The 14,459-nt window shown below is 60.1% G+C and carries 18 protein-coding genes and 1 pseudogene; 17 read left to right on the top strand and 2 right to left on the bottom strand.

Translation table 11 applies throughout. From position 1 onward, the window contains the following. Positions 1-2 precede the first annotated feature (2 nt). Genes AC0969_RS04885 through crcB form a run of 4 tightly spaced genes read left to right on the top strand, consistent with a single transcriptional unit; the run spans position 3 to position 3,230 of the window. Positions 3-980 carry a TRAP transporter substrate-binding protein gene (locus AC0969_RS04885; protein WP_479623011.1) on the top strand — a complete coding sequence of 326 codons (978 nt, stop codon included), beginning with the start codon at positions 3-5 and terminating at the stop codon, positions 978-980. A gap of 4 nt (positions 981-984) precedes the next feature. Beyond that, entirely contained in the window at positions 985-1,518 is a 534-nt protein-coding gene (locus AC0969_RS04890; RefSeq protein ID WP_479623012.1) for a TRAP transporter small permease, read from the top strand. A 21-nt stretch (positions 1,519-1,539) separates the two neighbouring features. Further along, positions 1,540-2,850, top strand: coding sequence for a TRAP transporter large permease (locus AC0969_RS04895; RefSeq protein ID WP_479623013.1), 1,311 nt, complete (start codon positions 1,540-1,542; stop codon positions 2,848-2,850). Next, positions 2,847-3,230 (top strand): fluoride efflux transporter CrcB, encoded by a 384-nt coding sequence (gene crcB / locus AC0969_RS04900; RefSeq protein WP_479623014.1) that lies wholly within the window; start codon positions 2,847-2,849, stop codon positions 3,228-3,230. Before AC0969_RS04895 ends, crcB begins: the two co-directional genes overlap by 4 nt. A 61-nt stretch (positions 3,231-3,291) precedes the next feature. Here crcB and AC0969_RS04905 read toward each other — a convergent pair whose 3' ends face one another. Then, entirely contained in the window at positions 3,292-3,702 is a 411-nt protein-coding gene (locus AC0969_RS04905; RefSeq protein ID WP_479623015.1) for a hypothetical protein, read from the bottom strand. 145 nt (positions 3,703-3,847) lie between these two features. Here AC0969_RS04905 and AC0969_RS04910 point away from each other — a divergent pair, with 145 nt between their 5' ends. The 9 genes and pseudogenes from AC0969_RS04910 to udk all read left to right on the top strand — a co-directional run bounded on the left by AC0969_RS04910 (position 3,848) and on the right by udk (position 10,055). Then, positions 3,848-5,674 carry a glutamine--tRNA ligase/YqeY domain fusion protein gene (locus AC0969_RS04910; RefSeq protein WP_479623016.1) on the top strand — a complete coding sequence of 609 codons (1,827 nt, stop codon included), beginning with the start codon at positions 3,848-3,850 and terminating at the stop codon, positions 5,672-5,674. A gap of 71 nt (positions 5,675-5,745) precedes the next feature. Then, positions 5,746-6,003 (top strand): type II toxin-antitoxin system HicA family toxin, encoded by a 258-nt coding sequence (locus AC0969_RS04915; RefSeq protein ID WP_479623017.1) that lies wholly within the window; start codon positions 5,746-5,748, stop codon positions 6,001-6,003. A gap of 7 nt (positions 6,004-6,010) precedes the next feature. Next, positions 6,011-6,541, top strand: a complete 531-nt coding sequence (locus AC0969_RS04920) for a type II toxin-antitoxin system HicB family antitoxin (protein WP_479623018.1) — start codon at positions 6,011-6,013, stop codon at positions 6,539-6,541. Further along, the gene (locus tag AC0969_RS04925) at positions 6,531-7,052 is read left to right on the top strand and encodes a hypothetical protein (protein WP_479623019.1); all 522 of its coding nucleotides are present in this window, start codon (positions 6,531-6,533) and stop codon (positions 7,050-7,052) included. Before AC0969_RS04920 ends, AC0969_RS04925 begins: the two co-directional genes overlap by 11 nt. Before the next feature lie 241 nt (positions 7,053-7,293). After that, entirely contained in the window at positions 7,294-8,214 is a 921-nt protein-coding gene (locus AC0969_RS04930) for a restriction endonuclease (protein WP_479623020.1), read from the top strand. Between the two features lie 99 nt (positions 8,215-8,313). Next, positions 8,314-8,604 (top strand): nucleotidyltransferase family protein, encoded by a 291-nt coding sequence (locus tag AC0969_RS04935; RefSeq protein ID WP_479623021.1) that lies wholly within the window; start codon positions 8,314-8,316, stop codon positions 8,602-8,604. Beyond that, positions 8,601-8,954 (top strand): annotated as a pseudogene (locus tag AC0969_RS04940) (HepT-like ribonuclease domain-containing protein). Before AC0969_RS04935 ends, AC0969_RS04940 begins: the two are co-directional and overlap by 4 nt. Before the next feature lie 73 nt (positions 8,955-9,027). Continuing rightward, positions 9,028-9,351: a hypothetical protein gene (locus AC0969_RS04945; RefSeq protein WP_479623022.1), complete on the top strand. Its 324-nt coding sequence runs from the start codon at positions 9,028-9,030 to the stop codon at positions 9,349-9,351. Between the two features lie 56 nt (positions 9,352-9,407). After that, positions 9,408-10,055: a uridine kinase gene (gene udk, locus AC0969_RS04950; protein WP_479623023.1), complete on the top strand. Its 648-nt coding sequence runs from the start codon at positions 9,408-9,410 to the stop codon at positions 10,053-10,055. A gap of 63 nt (positions 10,056-10,118) precedes the next feature. Here udk and AC0969_RS04955 read toward each other — a convergent pair whose 3' ends face one another. Next, a complete protein-coding gene (locus tag AC0969_RS04955; protein ID WP_479623024.1) occupies positions 10,119-11,042 on the bottom strand; it encodes a M14 family metallopeptidase in 924 nt (307 codons plus the stop codon). Positions 11,043-11,141: 99 nt separating this feature from the next. On the opposite strand from AC0969_RS04955, the gene trxC reads away from it, so the two are divergent. The 4 genes from trxC (at position 11,142) to AC0969_RS04975 (ending at position 14,452) form a co-directional block, all read left to right on the top strand. Beyond that, positions 11,142-11,582 carry a thioredoxin TrxC gene (trxC, locus tag AC0969_RS04960; protein ID WP_479623025.1) on the top strand — a complete coding sequence of 147 codons (441 nt, stop codon included), beginning with the start codon at positions 11,142-11,144 and terminating at the stop codon, positions 11,580-11,582. Positions 11,583-11,678: 96 nt separating this feature from the next. After that, entirely contained in the window at positions 11,679-12,734 is a 1,056-nt protein-coding gene (locus tag AC0969_RS04965) for an alkene reductase (protein ID WP_479623026.1), read from the top strand. 142 nt (positions 12,735-12,876) lie between these two features. Next, the gene (locus AC0969_RS04970; RefSeq protein WP_479623027.1) at positions 12,877-13,125 is read left to right on the top strand and encodes a hypothetical protein; all 249 of its coding nucleotides are present in this window, start codon (positions 12,877-12,879) and stop codon (positions 13,123-13,125) included. 148 nt (positions 13,126-13,273) lie between these two features. Further along, complete coding sequence (locus tag AC0969_RS04975) at positions 13,274-14,452, top strand: S-methyl thiohydantoin desulfurase domain-containing protein (RefSeq protein WP_479623028.1); 1,179 nt, start codon at positions 13,274-13,276, stop codon at positions 14,450-14,452. Positions 14,453-14,459: the final 7 nt, after the last annotated feature.

Raw genomic sequence — 14,459 nt, forward strand, 5'->3', positions numbered from 1 at the left:
TTATGCCCGTAAAAGCAATTTTGGCGCTCGCCGCCGCAGCCCTGACCAGCTTAGGCGCTGCCGCCCAAACCAAATGGGACCTGCCCTCGGGCTACCCTGCTAGCAACTTCCACACCGAGAACATCACCCAGTTCGCCAACGACGTGGACAAGGCCAGCGGCGGCAAGCTGAAGATCACCGTGCACGCCAACGGCTCGCTGTTCAAGGCCAACGAAATCAAGCGCGCGGTGCAAGGCGGCCAAGCCCAGGCGGGTGAAATCATTCTGGCCAATTTTGAGAACGAGAGCCCCATCTACGGCCTGGACGGCGTGCCGTTTCTGGCCAGCTCGTATGCCGAATCCAAGCGCCTGTTTGATGCGCAAAAACCGGTGCTGGATGCCGTCTTGGGCAAGCAGGGCATGAAACTGCTGTACGCCGTGCCCTGGCCGCCGCAGGGCATCTTCGCCAAGAAAGAGATCAACTCGGTGGCCGATTTGCGGGGCATCAAGTGGCGCGCCTACAGTCCGGCCACCGCCAAGATCGCTGAGCTGGTGGGCGCGGTGCCCGTCACCATCCAGGCCGCAGAACTGTCGCAGGCCCTGGCCACCGGGGTAGTGGAGAGCTACATCAGCTCGGTCTCCACCGGCTATGACAGCAAAACCTATGAGAGCACCAAGTACTTCTACGACACCCAGGCCTGGCTGCCGAAGAACGCGGTGTTCGTCAACAAAAAATCGTTTGACGCACTCGACCCCGCCACCCAGGCAGTCCTAGCCAAAGCCGCTGCCGATGCCGAAGAACGCGGCTGGAAGATCAGCCAGGAAAAAACCGAATGGTACAAAAAAGCCCTCACCGACAAAGGCATGAAGATCATGGTCCCCAGCCCCAAGCTGATGGCCGACATGCGGCAACTGGGCGGCATCATGCTGGCCGACTGGCAGAAAAAAGCCGGTGCCGATGGCGAAACTATTCTGAACGCCTACAACAAGAGCAAGAAGTAAGGCCATGCGCCGCTTCCTGGACAAGATGTACGACGCGTCCGGCGCGGTGGGGGGCATCTTTGTAGCCCTTATCGCGGTGCTGATGCTGGGGCAAAGCCTGCTGCGCACGATGGGTATCCGCACCGGGGCGGTGAACGATGTGGTGTCGTGGTTCTGCGCAGCGGCGGCTTTTTTTGCCATGGCCCATGCGTTCAAGCACGGCGACTTTGTGCGCGTCACCCTGCTGCTGGACAAGGTGGGCAGCAAAACCCGGCGCGCACTGGAGCTCACCTCTTTGGCCATCGGCACCGTGTCCACCGCCTACCTGGCCTGGTCGGCGGTCAAGTTCACCTACGAGAGTTGGGAGTTCAACGACCTGGCCCAGGGCCTGCTGCCCATGCCGATGTGGATTCCGCAGCTGAGCTTTGCCTTCGGCTCCATCTTGCTGCTGGTGGCGGTGGTGGACGAATTCATCATCGTGCTGCGTGGCGGCGTGCCCACCTTTGTGCGGGTGGTGGAAGAGCGCCATGCGCGCGGCGACTTTTCTTCTGACGTGTAGCAACCAGCCCAGGACATCCCTATGGAAATATTATTCATCGGCGGGCTGCTGCTCGCCACCATGATGGTGCTGTTGTCGGGCGGTGTCTGGATCGCCATGACCCTGGCCATCTGCGGCTGGATTGGCCAGGCCTTCTTTACCAACACCGAGCCGGGAAAAAACCTGTTCTCGGCGTTTTGGGAGAGCAATGCCAGCTGGGAGCTGGCCGCGCTGCCCTTGTTCATCTGGATGGGCGAAATCCTGTTTCGCACCAAGCTCAGCGAAGAAATGTTCGAGGGCCTGCGCCCCTGGCTGAACCGCATACCGGGCCGCCTGGCGCACACCGCCATTTTGGGCTGCGGCATCTTCGGCTCGGTCAGCGGCTCGTCGGCAGCCACCTGCGCCACCATCGCCAAGGTCGCCCTGCCCGAGCTCAAGAAGCGCGGCTACGACGAAAACCTGGTTCTGGGTGCGCTGGCCACTGGCGGCACGCTGGGCATCTTGATACCGCCGTCTATCACCATGGTGGTGTACGCGGTGGCGGCCGATGCGTCCATCATCCGCATCTTTCTGGCGGGCTTCATCCCGTCGGCGGTGCTGATGGCCTTGTTCATGGGCTACATCGCCTGGTGGTCCATCCGCAACCCCGACAAAGTGCCCGCCGCCGACCCGCCCAGCAGCTGGGCCGAGAAATTCCGCAAAAGCGGCAACCTGATCCCCTGCACGGTGCTGATCATCTTCATCGTCTGGGTGCTGGTGGCCGGCTACGCCACCGCCACCGAATGCGCGGCCTACGGCGTGGCCGGCGCGCTGGCGATTGCCGCCGTGGGCCGCGCTTTAACCTGGAGCAACTTCTGGGAAGGCCTGATGGGCGCTACCCGCACCAGCTGCATGATCATGTTCATCCTGGCAGGCGCCGCCTCCCTGACCAAGACTATGGCCTTCACCGGCGTGCCCCGTGCGCTGGCCGAATGGGTGATGGCCATGCACCTCTCGCCCTATGCGCTGATTGCGGCGCTGGTCGGCATCTACCTGGTGCTGGGCACCGCGCTCGACGGCATCAGCATGATCGTGCTGACCAGCGCCGTGGTGCTGCCGATGATCCAGGCGGCCGGGTTCGACCTGATTTGGTTCGGTATCTTCATCATCTTGCTGGTCGAAATCGCCGAAGTCACGCCCCCCGTGGGCTTCAACCTGTTCGTGCTGCAAAACATGACCGGCAAGGACAGCAACACCGTGGCCCGCGCCGCCCTGCCGTTCTTTGGCTGCCTGGTGGTGTGCATCGCCATCATCACCATCTTCCCGCAAGTGGTCACAATACTCCCCGACCTGGTCATGGGAACTGATAAATGATGGCTGTAATTGCGATATGTGTAGGCGCCTGCTTTGGCGCGCTGGCCCGCTGGGGCCTGGGGCTGTGGCTGAACCCCGGCAGCGTACTGCCGCTGGGCACCCTGGTGGCCAACCTGGTGGGCGGCTACCTGGTGGGCGTGTGCGTGGGCGTGTTCCAAAGCCTGCCGCAACTCGACCCGGTGTGGCGGCTGCTGCTGGTGACGGGTTTTTTGGGGGCCCTAACCACCTTCTCCAGCTTCTCGGCCGAGGTGGTGGGCATGCTGCTCCAGCAACGCTACGTACTAGCCCTTACCACGGCCGCTGTACACCTGATGGGTTCACTGCTGCTCACCGTGGCAGGCATCAAGACAGCTCTGTTTTTTATAGCACCCAGCGCATGATTCACATGCACTAGAGGCCATTTTCATATAAAAAATTAATGCCGCAGACCGGCTGAGTCCATCACCGCTCCCAACGGCGGTCGTTGTCCCTGTCACGGTGGTGGCCGTGGCCATGGCGCCAGCCGGGGTACACCACCTGCGGCTCCATGTAGACGGGAGGGCGCTGGTACACCACCGGCTGCGGTTGGTAGTACACCGGCGCAGGCCGCACATATACCGGGCGCGGCTGCACATACACGGGCTGTGGCTGTTCGTAATACACCGGCTGTGGTGGTTGGTAGTACACCGGCTGTGGTTGGTAGTACACCGGAGCGGGCTGCACATACACAGCACCATTGCCCACCACCAGCTGGGCACCGGGAGCCCCCAGACCAATGGACCAAGACACATCGCTACGCGCCTGGGCCACGCTGGCCGCACCCAATGCGGCTAGTGCAAAAACAGCCGCAGACATCAAACGGTGGAACTTCATGCCGATCTCCTTGTTGCAATTTGGGAACCCCTACTTGGTGCAGGCCCCTTGTATCTGTTAACGCCGTACCACCCATCCGGTGGACAGGCTTGTAAACAGAAGCGTTGCGAAACGTAACGCACCCCCAGCCACCTAAAATCAGAATATGAGCGCACACCCCTCCTCCTCCGCCCCCGCCGACACCCCCAAACCCAGCAACTTCCTGCGCCAGATCATCGAATCTGACCTGGCCGCAGGCACCTATGCGGCCCGCCAATGGGCTGGCAGCCCAGGAGACGCCGCGCACCACGCCGCAGGCCAACCCGACCCCGCCAAAATCCGCACCCGTTTCCCGCCCGAGCCCAATGGCTACCTGCACATCGGCCACGCCAAAAGCATCTGCCTGAACTTCGGCCTGGCGCGCGACTATGGCGGCGTGTGCCACCTGCGCTTTGACGACACCAACCCCGAAAAAGAAGACGAGGAATACGTCCGCGCCATCATCGACACCGTCAAATGGCTGGGCTTTGACTGGAACGGCGCACCCGGTGCACCCGCCTATGAAGCCAGCAGCTACTTCGACTTCATGTACCGCGCCGCCGAACACCTCATCACCGCAGGCCACGCCTACGTTGACGAGCAAACCGTAGAACAAATGCGCCTGAACCGGGGCGACTTCGGCAAGCCCGGCACCGACAGCCCTTTCCGCACCCGCACCCCCGCCGAAAACCTGGCCCGCTTCCGGGAAATGCGCGACGGCCAGCACGAAGACGGCTCCATGGTGCTGCGCGCCAAGATCGACATGGCCAGCCCCAACATCAACCTGCGCGACCCCGCCATCTACCGCATCCGCCGCGCTACCCACCACCGTACCGGCGACACCTGGTGCATCTACCCGATGTACACCTTTGCCCACCCCATCGAAGACGCGCTGGAGCAAATCACCCACAGCATCTGCACCCTGGAATTTGAAGACCAGCGCCCCTTCTACGACTGGCTGCTGGCCCGCCTGTGCGAAGGCGGCCTGCTGGCAGCCCCCAGCCCCAAGCAATACGAATTTGCCCGCCTCAACCTGACCTACGTGGTCACCAGCAAGCGCAAGCTGGCCCAGCTGGTGTACGACCACAAGGTCAGCGGCTGGGACGACCCCCGCATGCCCACCATCGTAGGCCTGCGGCGACGTGGCTACACGCCCGAGGCGATGCACCTGTTCACCGACCGCATCGGCGTGACCAAAAGCGACAGCTGGATCGACTACAGCACCTTGGAGGGCTGCCTGCGCGAAACCCTGGACCACAGCGCCCCCCGCGCGATGGCCGTGCTCGACCCCATCAAGTTGGTACTGACCAACTGGGACGCGGTGATGGGTGCTGGTGTGCTCGATGCCTGCAACGCCCCGGTCCACCCCCACCTGCCGGATCTGGGCAAGCGCAATTTCCAGATCGGCAAAGAGGTGTGGATTGAACGCGGCGACTATGAAGAAACCCCGCCCAAGGGCTTCTTTAGACTCTATCCGCCGCAACGCTCGGAGGATGGTTCCATGACACCCGGCAACAAAGTCCGCCTCAAATACGGCCACGTCATCACCTGCACCGGTGCGGCCAAAGACGCCGACGGCCGCATCACCGAAGTCCACGCCGAACTCATCCCCGACACCAAGAGCGGCACCCCCGGCGCGGATGCCGTCAAGGTCAAGGGCGTGATCACCTGGGTCAGCGTGGCCGACGGCCTACAAGCCGAAGTCCGCATGTACGACCGCTTGTTCAGCGACGCCCAGCCCGACGCGGGCGGCAAAGACTTTATTGAGAGCCTGAACCCGAACAGCCTGAAAGTCGTGCAAGCCATCGTCGAGCCCTCACTGGCAACGGCCAAGGCGGACGACAAGTTCCAGTTTGAGCGGCACGGGTACTTTGTGGCGGACCGGGTGGACCACCAGGCGGGGAAGATGGTGTTTAACTTGGCTGTGGGGTTGAAGGATTCTTGGGGGAAGTGAGCCTTCTAAGTCAAAGCACCACACCCGTAACTAAAAAATAGTTACACTAACACCAAAACTAGCCGAAATGCATGTCGAAACACGTTAAAACACTTCAACGGCTAGCTGCGGTCCCAACACCCACAAATATTAAATGGGATGACCTAGTCGGAGCACTGGAGCACCTCGGCTACAAACTACTTTCCAACGACGGATCTCGAAGAAAATTCGTGTTTCCAGAAACCAATGAAGTAATTAGCCTGCATAAGCCGCACCCGCAACCCGAAGTAAAGCAGTACGCAATACGCGCAGTTGTTGATCACCTTAAATTACATGGTCGTATCAATTAGGAAAATCATGGAACTTCTCAGCCACAGGGGCTACCACGGATCAATCGAAACATCTCTTGCGGACAAAGTCTTGCACGGAAAAATTCTGTTTATTGATGATCTGGTTACATACGAAGCAGAGAACATTTCTCAACTTGAAATTGAATTCAAATCTGCATTAGAAGACTATTTGGAAACATGTGCAAGTATTGGCAAAACACCTCAAAAATCCGTCAGCGGACAATTTAATGTTCGGATACCGCCGGAACTACACCGTTTGGCGCAAATACGTGCTGCCAAAGATGCAACAAATCTGAACTCCGTTGCAACTAGAGCATTTGAAAAATACCTCAAAGAACCAGTTCAAGCAACGGACACCGTTATCTACTCAGAAACGGAGTCTTTCAATACGGTAGTTTCAAATGTCATAAATTTCAATGATTTTTGCCCCTCCGGAAGGCCTAAGCATATTGCATTTATCGAAGCTACAAACGCAGGTACTTCATCGACTCTCACCTTGAGGACCCCTCTGCCACCGGAGCAAGAATATGCCCACTAAAACATTGAAAAAACAACCTGATCCTATTGTTGTGCGATTCTATATGGCAGAGGATTTCCGAGAAGAGAAGGACGGCAAAGTATCTGCGATTTGCCTTTACACAGATCTGAATGTACTTCTGCAGATTCCGCCTGATCTTCCCGATCCGACACCGGAGAATCCAGCAGCACTACGCTCTTTGTGTTTTCTATTTAATATTATCAAAGCTCCAATAAATTCCTCAGTATCCATCGATCTACAAACCCCTGATCGTAAACAAAGCTTAGTCGCTTCACACGCATTGCCCGCAAATGATGGGGCTACGAATCTCATAATTCGTATGGATCCATTCATAGTGACAGAACTTGGAAGAAAAACTTTCACTGTAACTATTAATCAACAGAAATTTGAATTTGATTGTTATTTAGGTCGCCAAACAACTTCGCCTATTTCGATAAAAACAGTTCCACCTTCGACTAAGGAAATTCCGAAAAGCAGGGAAAAAAAAGTGCAAATTAAATCAAATTCTTGAGTAGCTTCTCATCGAAATTTCACGAGGTCAAGTCGTGCATTGACTTTTTTAATTTCACTGCGCTTTTTTGTATCAGCTTGCGCTTATAAATTATTTATGAAAGTTAATTTAACCCAAAGTTTTTATCAAACACTTCAAGCAAAGCCATTATTGAAGAAACTTGGTTGAATACACGCCTCTCGCCCCAGGTTTCCATCGTTCGTTAACGATAGAGTGCCTTCAGAAATCAACTAAAAGCCCTATGGCCAAACAACCCAGCAACCGGCGACAAAAACAGGGCATCCAAATCCTGAAACAAAAGGGCTTGCAAGCCATCATCCTCGGTGCAGCCATGCTGCTCGTCCCGCCGTTGTTTGCCAATTCCCCCATCCTGAAAACCGTTGCTAGTGCGCTGCGCACGCCCGCCTGGCTGGCAGTGGGTGTAGGCGTGCTACTACTCGGCGCATACGCCATCGTCAAACGGATGTCAGTTAAAGCTGGTGATCCGACGGACGGTGTGGCGCACACGCCATCGCCCGCCAAATCACGCGGACAGCTCAAGCTGGTAGAGCCAACGCTGGCACCCACCGCAGAACCTACACCACCCACATCCAGCCCCATACCCGCCAGCGCCTGGAGCCCTGCCGTATTCGCCGCCATCGAGTGGCGCAGGTTCGAAGCGGTGTGTGAGGCCCTGTTTGCCCAGGCCGGATACACCACCCGCGCGCAGTCGCACGGGGCAGACGGCGGCGTGGACATCTGGCTGCACACGGCTGGCACGGACAAACCGGTCGCCGTGGTGCAGTGCAAGCACTGGCAAGGCAAGCCCGTGGGCGTAAAGGAAATCCGCGAGTTCTTCGGCGTGATGGCATCAAACAAGCTGCAGCGCGGCATTTACGCCACCACGTCCACCTACACCGAAGATGCCCAGCAGTTCGCCACCGCCAATGGTGTCGCAGCCATGGACGGCTCTGCCCTGCTGGCCATGATCGCCAAGCGCACGCCCGAGCAACAGCAAGCCCTGCTGGCCGTAGCCCACGAGGGCGAATACTGGAAACCCACCTGCGCCAGCTGCGGCGTGAAGATGCTAGAGCGCACGCCCAGCAAAGGCGGTGCAGCGTTTTGGGGCTGCAGCAACTATCCCAAGTGCAAAACGCGACTGCAAATGCTGGCGGCACGGTAGGGACACAGCGCTACTAGTTTCATAGCTGCTTGTGTTTACTCAATAAGCGCTATCAGCCTATTTGATACATAAACCTGCCGCGCCGCTAAACTCCCATCCATGCGCCCCTCCGAAGCCCTGTCCCTGCACCGCACGCAAATCCGCGAGATTGCGCTGCGGCACCGCGTGAGCGATGTGCGGGTGTTTGGCTCTGCGCTGCACGGTGACGATACCGCCGACAGCGACTTGGACCTGTTGGTGGAGCCCACCGCCCACACCACGCTGATGGACATCGGTGCCATCCGGTTTGAGCTGAAGCAGTTGCTGGGCATGGAGGTAGATGTGCTCACACCCAACAGCCTGCCTGCCAGCTTCCGCGCGCAAGTACTGCGAGAGGCCTTGGCGGTATGAGCCGTGCGCATCCGCTGCGGGTGGCAGACTACTTGCTGCACATCCTGCAAGCGATTGGCAATGTGCAGGACTACACCGAAGGCATGGACTTGGTGGCCTTCATGGCAGACCGCAAAACCTGCGATGCCGTGATCCGCAACCTGGAAGTCATTGGCGAAGCCTGCAACAACGTGGCAAAAAACCACCCAGCTTTTGCGGCCTAGCATGCCACCGTACCCTGGGGCTTTGCCTACGAAATGCGCAATGCCTTGGCGCACGGCTACTTCACCGTAGACCTGGCCATCGTGTGGCAAACCATCCAGAACGATCTGCCTGCGCTACACGCGCAGGTGGCAGCATTGCCAGCCTAAGTTGCTGCTATTTTTATAGCTGCTCGTGCTGATTCCACGGGCGCTAGCCGCCCATTCGTTCGCATAAGCCCCCATGCCCCGCAAACACCACCACGTCTACGTGGTCGATCTCTCCAAAGACGTGCTGCTGGAGCCGCGCTTTCGCAAGGGCAATCCGGGCTATGTGGAGGGCAAGCTCTGCGTGTACGTGGGCATGACGGGTCTGGACCCGGATGTGCGCTTTGACAAGCACAAGGCGGGCATACAGGCCAACCGCTATGTGCAGCGCTATGGTTTGCGCCTGCTGCCGGATCTGTACGAGGCCTTCAACCCCCTGACCTACCAAGACGCGGTGGACAAGGAGATCGAGATCGGCATCGACCTGCGCTCGGCAGGGTTTGGGGTGTGGCAGGCTTGAGTTCCACACCTGGCTTGTAAACTCGTGGGCTTTGCCTGCCTGGGTACGGAGATCGCATGAGTAAACCTGACAACAACCACAAACCCTTCGTGATCGGTGTCGCAGGCGGCAGTGGCAGCGGTAAATCGACGGTGACGCGCCAAGTGCTGGCGTCCATCGGGCCAGAAATGACGGCGGTGCTGATCCAGGACGACTACTACTGCGACCAGACGCATATGTCGCCGGAAGATCGGCGCAAGACCAACTACGACCACCCCGACGCGTTTGACTGGCCCTTGATGGTGCAGCATGTGCAGGCGCTGCGCCGGGGCGAGGCGATCGAGATGCCCACCTACGATTTCACGCAGGACAACCGCGCCAGCAAAACCACCACCGTGCAGCCCGCGCCGGTGATCGTGATCGAGGGCCTGTTTGCGCTGTTTGATGCCGATTTGCGCAAGATGATGTCGCTGAAGATTTTTGTGGATACCGCCGCCGATGTGCGCTTTATCCGCCGCTTGCAGCGCGACATGGCCGAGCGCGGGCGCAGTGCCGAGAGCGTGATCCAGCAGTACCTGGAAACCGTGCGCCCCATGCATAAGCAGTTCATCGAGCCGACCAAACGCCGCGCCGATGTGATCCTGCCGCACGGTGCCAACGGGCCCGCCATCGACATCATCACCACCAAGGTGGTGAGTCTGGTGCGTGATTTGGAACGGGCCTGACAACGGGGTCAAGGCCCGCAGTTTGCTATTTTTTAATAGCTTCCTGCGCACATTCCACCTGCGCTAGCGGCCTATTTCACACACAAACTCCACCCCCGCACACACCGCTGCCACCTGCGCGGCAATGCACTGCTCCGGCGTAGCCCGGGCGCTGTCTGGATACACCTCGGTGGTCGTGGTGTAGCGCGCGCCCGAGATGCCTGCGCACAGGCCCAGTGCGTCCATCGCGTAGTGGATCACGCCATGCGCCACCAGCGGTGCGCCGATGATGCCGCCGTGCGCGTCGGCGGGGGCGATGTGGGTCACGCGCTCAACCGCCTGGATGATGGCTTGCTGGAAGGCGGGCTGGGGGTTGGCGGTGTCGTCCACCAGGTAGAAGCCATCGGGAATAGTGGCGGGCTCGAACGGCTGGCCGTCGCGGGCGGCTACGGCGGGGCGGTATTCTGACTCGTCGGTGTCGGTGGTTTCGTGCAGGTCGATGTGGGCGGCAAACTGGCCGTGCAGGGGTTCCACCAGACGCAGCAAGGCGGCAGATTCTTGCGCGGGGCTGTTCGGGCGGAAGGATCGGTTCGGGTCAATCGCATCGAAGTTCCAGCGCTGGATACGCTCGTAGGCCCAGGGGCTGACGCAGGGCACCACCAGCAGATTCACCCGGCCCGCATAGGCTTCGGCGTGCGCCTCCACAAAGCGCAGTGCGCCATGCACACCGCTGGTCTCATAACCGTGCACGCCGCCGGTCACCAGCACGCTGGGCAGGCCGGGCTGCCAATCGCGGCTGCGGATGGCGAACAGGGGGAAGCGATCCTCGGCATAGGCCACCTCGCCATACGCAACAACATCAAAGCGCCCACGCAAGCGGTCGATGGCGGCCAGCACGTCGGCGGCGTAGCTGCGCTGGCGCACCTGGCGGGCGCGCCATTGGGCCTGCTCTGCCGCGCCCCAGGCTTGGCCGGGGGTGCCGATGGGGTAGAAAGGGGGAGTGCGCATGGGGTACTTGTTGGAAAAATGACAGTGAATTATCGGGTTCGCGGTTCCTCGCAACACACCGCCCTTGCAATCCAGCCCACCCGCCACGACCTGCGGTCAATGACCGACACCCTGCACCTCGTCTGCCCCCATTGCCACACCACCAACCGCGTGCGTACCGACCAGCTCGGCAGCGCGCCCGATTGCGGCAGCTGTAAAAAGCCCCTGTTCACCGGCCAGCCGGTCGATCTGGACGGGGCGGCGTTTGACAAGCATTTACAGCGCAACCAGATCCCGCTGCTGGTGGACTTCTGGGCCCCGTGGTGCGGCCCGTGCCGCCAGATGGCGCCTGCCTATGTGCAGGCCGCTGGCCAGCTGGAGCCGCACATCCGCGTGGCCAAGGTAGACACCGAGGCGCACCAGGCGCTGGGCGCGCGCTTTCAGATCCGCAGCATCCCCACCTTGGCGCTGTTTGTGGGGGGCCGCGAGGTGGCCCGCCAGCCCGGTGCGATGGGCGCGGCCGATATCGTGCGCTGGGTGCGGCAGCACGCGCCACGCTGAAAAACCTACTCTATTTCGCAATAACCCGGCCAGTGAACCGTTATGCACGGGCTGTTACCGTTTGCCCCCTTTCCTCCACCAACCTGTTTGAACACCATGCTATTTACCCCTTTGCACATCGGCGCCCTCACCCTGCCTAACCGCATCTTGCTGGCCCCGCTGACCCGTGCCCGTGCCGACGCGGGCCACATGCCCAACGCGCTGATGGCCACCTACTACAGCCAGCGCGCCACCGGTGGCCTGCTGATCACAGAGTGCACGATGGTGGCCCCCGGCACCTCGGCCTTCATCAACGAACCCGGCATTTACAACGACGCGCAGATTGCGGCCTGGAAGCAAGTGACCGCCGCCGTGCACGCCAAGGGTGGCCGCATCTTCATGCAGATCTGGCACGCGGGCCGTGCGGCCCACCCGGACATCAACGACGGCGTGCCCACGGTATCCAGCAGCGCCACGGCGATTGAGGGCGATATCCAAACCACCACCGGCAAGGTGCGCCAGGCCGTGCCCCATGCGCTAACCGCCGAAGAGATTCCGGCCATCGTGGCGCTGTACGCCCAGGGTGCCAAGAACGCCATTGCCGCCGGTTTTGACGGCGTGGAAGTGCACGGTGCGAATGGCTACCTGATCGACCAGTTCCTGCGCGACACGCCCAACCAGCGCACCGACGGCTACGGCGGCTCGCTAGAGAACCGCGCCCGCTTCCTGTTTGAAGTGCTGACCGCCGTGACCGCCGCCATTGGCGCAGACAAAGTGGGCCTGCGCCTGTCGCCGCTGAACAGCTATAACAGCATGCAAGACAGCGACCCGCTGGCCTTCATCGGCTTCTTGGCCGACAAGCTCAACGCCTTCAAGCTGGCCTATTTGCACGTGATGCGCGCCGACTTCTTCGGCGTGCAAAAGGGCGATGTGCTCACCGTGGCCCGCGCAAAGTACCAGGGCGTGCTGGTCGGCAACATGGGTTACACCGCCGAAGAGGCCGAAGAAGCCATTGGAGCAGGCCAACTGGATGCCGTGGCCTTTGGCACCAGCTTTCTGGCCAACCCGGACCTGCCCGCCCGCATCCAGCTGAAGGCCCCGCTGAACACGCCAGACCAAAGCACCTTCTACTCGCCCGGCGCCAAGGGCTACACCGACTACCCGGCGCTGTAAATGCAGACGTGCGCAGGCGCTACTTTTTTAATAGCTGCTTGCGCATATTCCATAAGCGCCAAAGCCCGATTTTCTTTAAATCAGGCGGCACTGCACGCATCGGTTAACCTCCTCCCCATCTCAACCTTTGCGGATATCTGCCATGAAAAAACTCAACGTCACCATCCAGCTCGAAATGTCCGTCCCCGATGATTGGGTGCTGGCCACCACCTCCGAGGGCGGTCAGGTGCTCAAGCTGCCGAACGGCCAGTTCATGGACATGGCCATCGAACCGATGTTTGCCACCGATCCGGAAGACACCTGGACCAGCACCGGCGACGACGATGTGCTTAACGACGTGCTGGACATGATAGAAACCGAAGACGTGACCTACCAGTTCGTCACCCACTAAATGGCATGGACTCGGGTGCAGAGCACCCCGAGCCATGCAAGTTGTTTCACGCTAAGAGCGTGTTGTTTAACAAGCTGTTCGACACAAACTAAACTTACAATTTGTATCAACCTAGCCTCAGCCGACCAATGCCCCTATAAAGGAAAGCATGCACTCTTGTTACAGCTATGGCATGAGCGACTTTGAATCCATCGCAGCGGGCGCTGTGGTCCTGGCCAGCGGGGGTGGGGGCAGCTACCGCGATGCACTGGCAATTTTGCAAGAACTGGCCGACAGCGGCTGGAGCGGCAGCGTGACGGTACAGGCTTACGACGGTGCCACCAATGCCTGCGTGCTGGCCATGATGGGTTCGCCTAATGCCGGCGACCAGCTGACGCTGGCGGATATACAAAACTCGATTTTTAACACCGTGGCCGTACTGGATGCCAGCACGGGTTGCACGCTGGGTTGCGCCATTGCAGTCGAGACAGGGGCCATCAACTCACTGGTGCCCCTGATTGCGGCGGCCATGTCCGGCGGGGCCCTATGGGTTGTAGACGGCGACGGTGCAGGGCGCGCCGTACCCGAGCTGCCACAAACCACGTTCAACAACCAACTGCCGGTGGCCCCCTGTGCCCTGGCGACCGACACGGCCGACGCCAGCGTGCTCGAATCAGCCCTGCTCCACGCCAGCACGGCGACTAGGATGGAGACGCTGGCAGGCGGTGTGGTGGCAGGATTTGGCGGGTTTTCCGGCATCGCACTATGGCCGTCGAACGCCAGCAATGGCTATGCCCTGCGGGGCAACTACATTCCCGGCACCGTGACCCAGGCTTGGGGGCTGGGCCAGTTGTTGCTGGCGGCCACCACGCCACCCAGCACGGCCGATGTGGCCGCGCACATCGCGCTGATCACCGGCCGTGCGGCCATTGCCATCGTCACCAACTTCTACATTACAGCCATCAGCCAAACCACCACCACGGCATCGCTGGACGCGGGGGTGATCCAACTGAGCAACACCCAGAACCCATCCCTCAGCAGCGAGACGCACACCCTCTACAACCTGAACGAAAACCTTATCATGTACTCGGGCCAGAGCCAAGTACCCGACACCATCGCCCCGGATGCCATCTGCTACTACTCGGAAAGCACGGGCCGGGGCTTCTCCAATGCAAGCGACGATCTGGCGGTTTATTTCGACACGGCCACCGGCCAAAGTACCGGCCAGACGGTCAGCGTCATCCAAGTCGCCGCAGCCCCCCAGCTGTACGCCACGCCAGGGGTGCTGGCATCCTTCGCCAGCGTGCTGCGCAGCATCGGATACGCGGGTAGCCTGCCCCCTAACTAATAGCAAC

Source organism: Rhodoferax sp. LB1P47, from assembly GCF_056521445.1.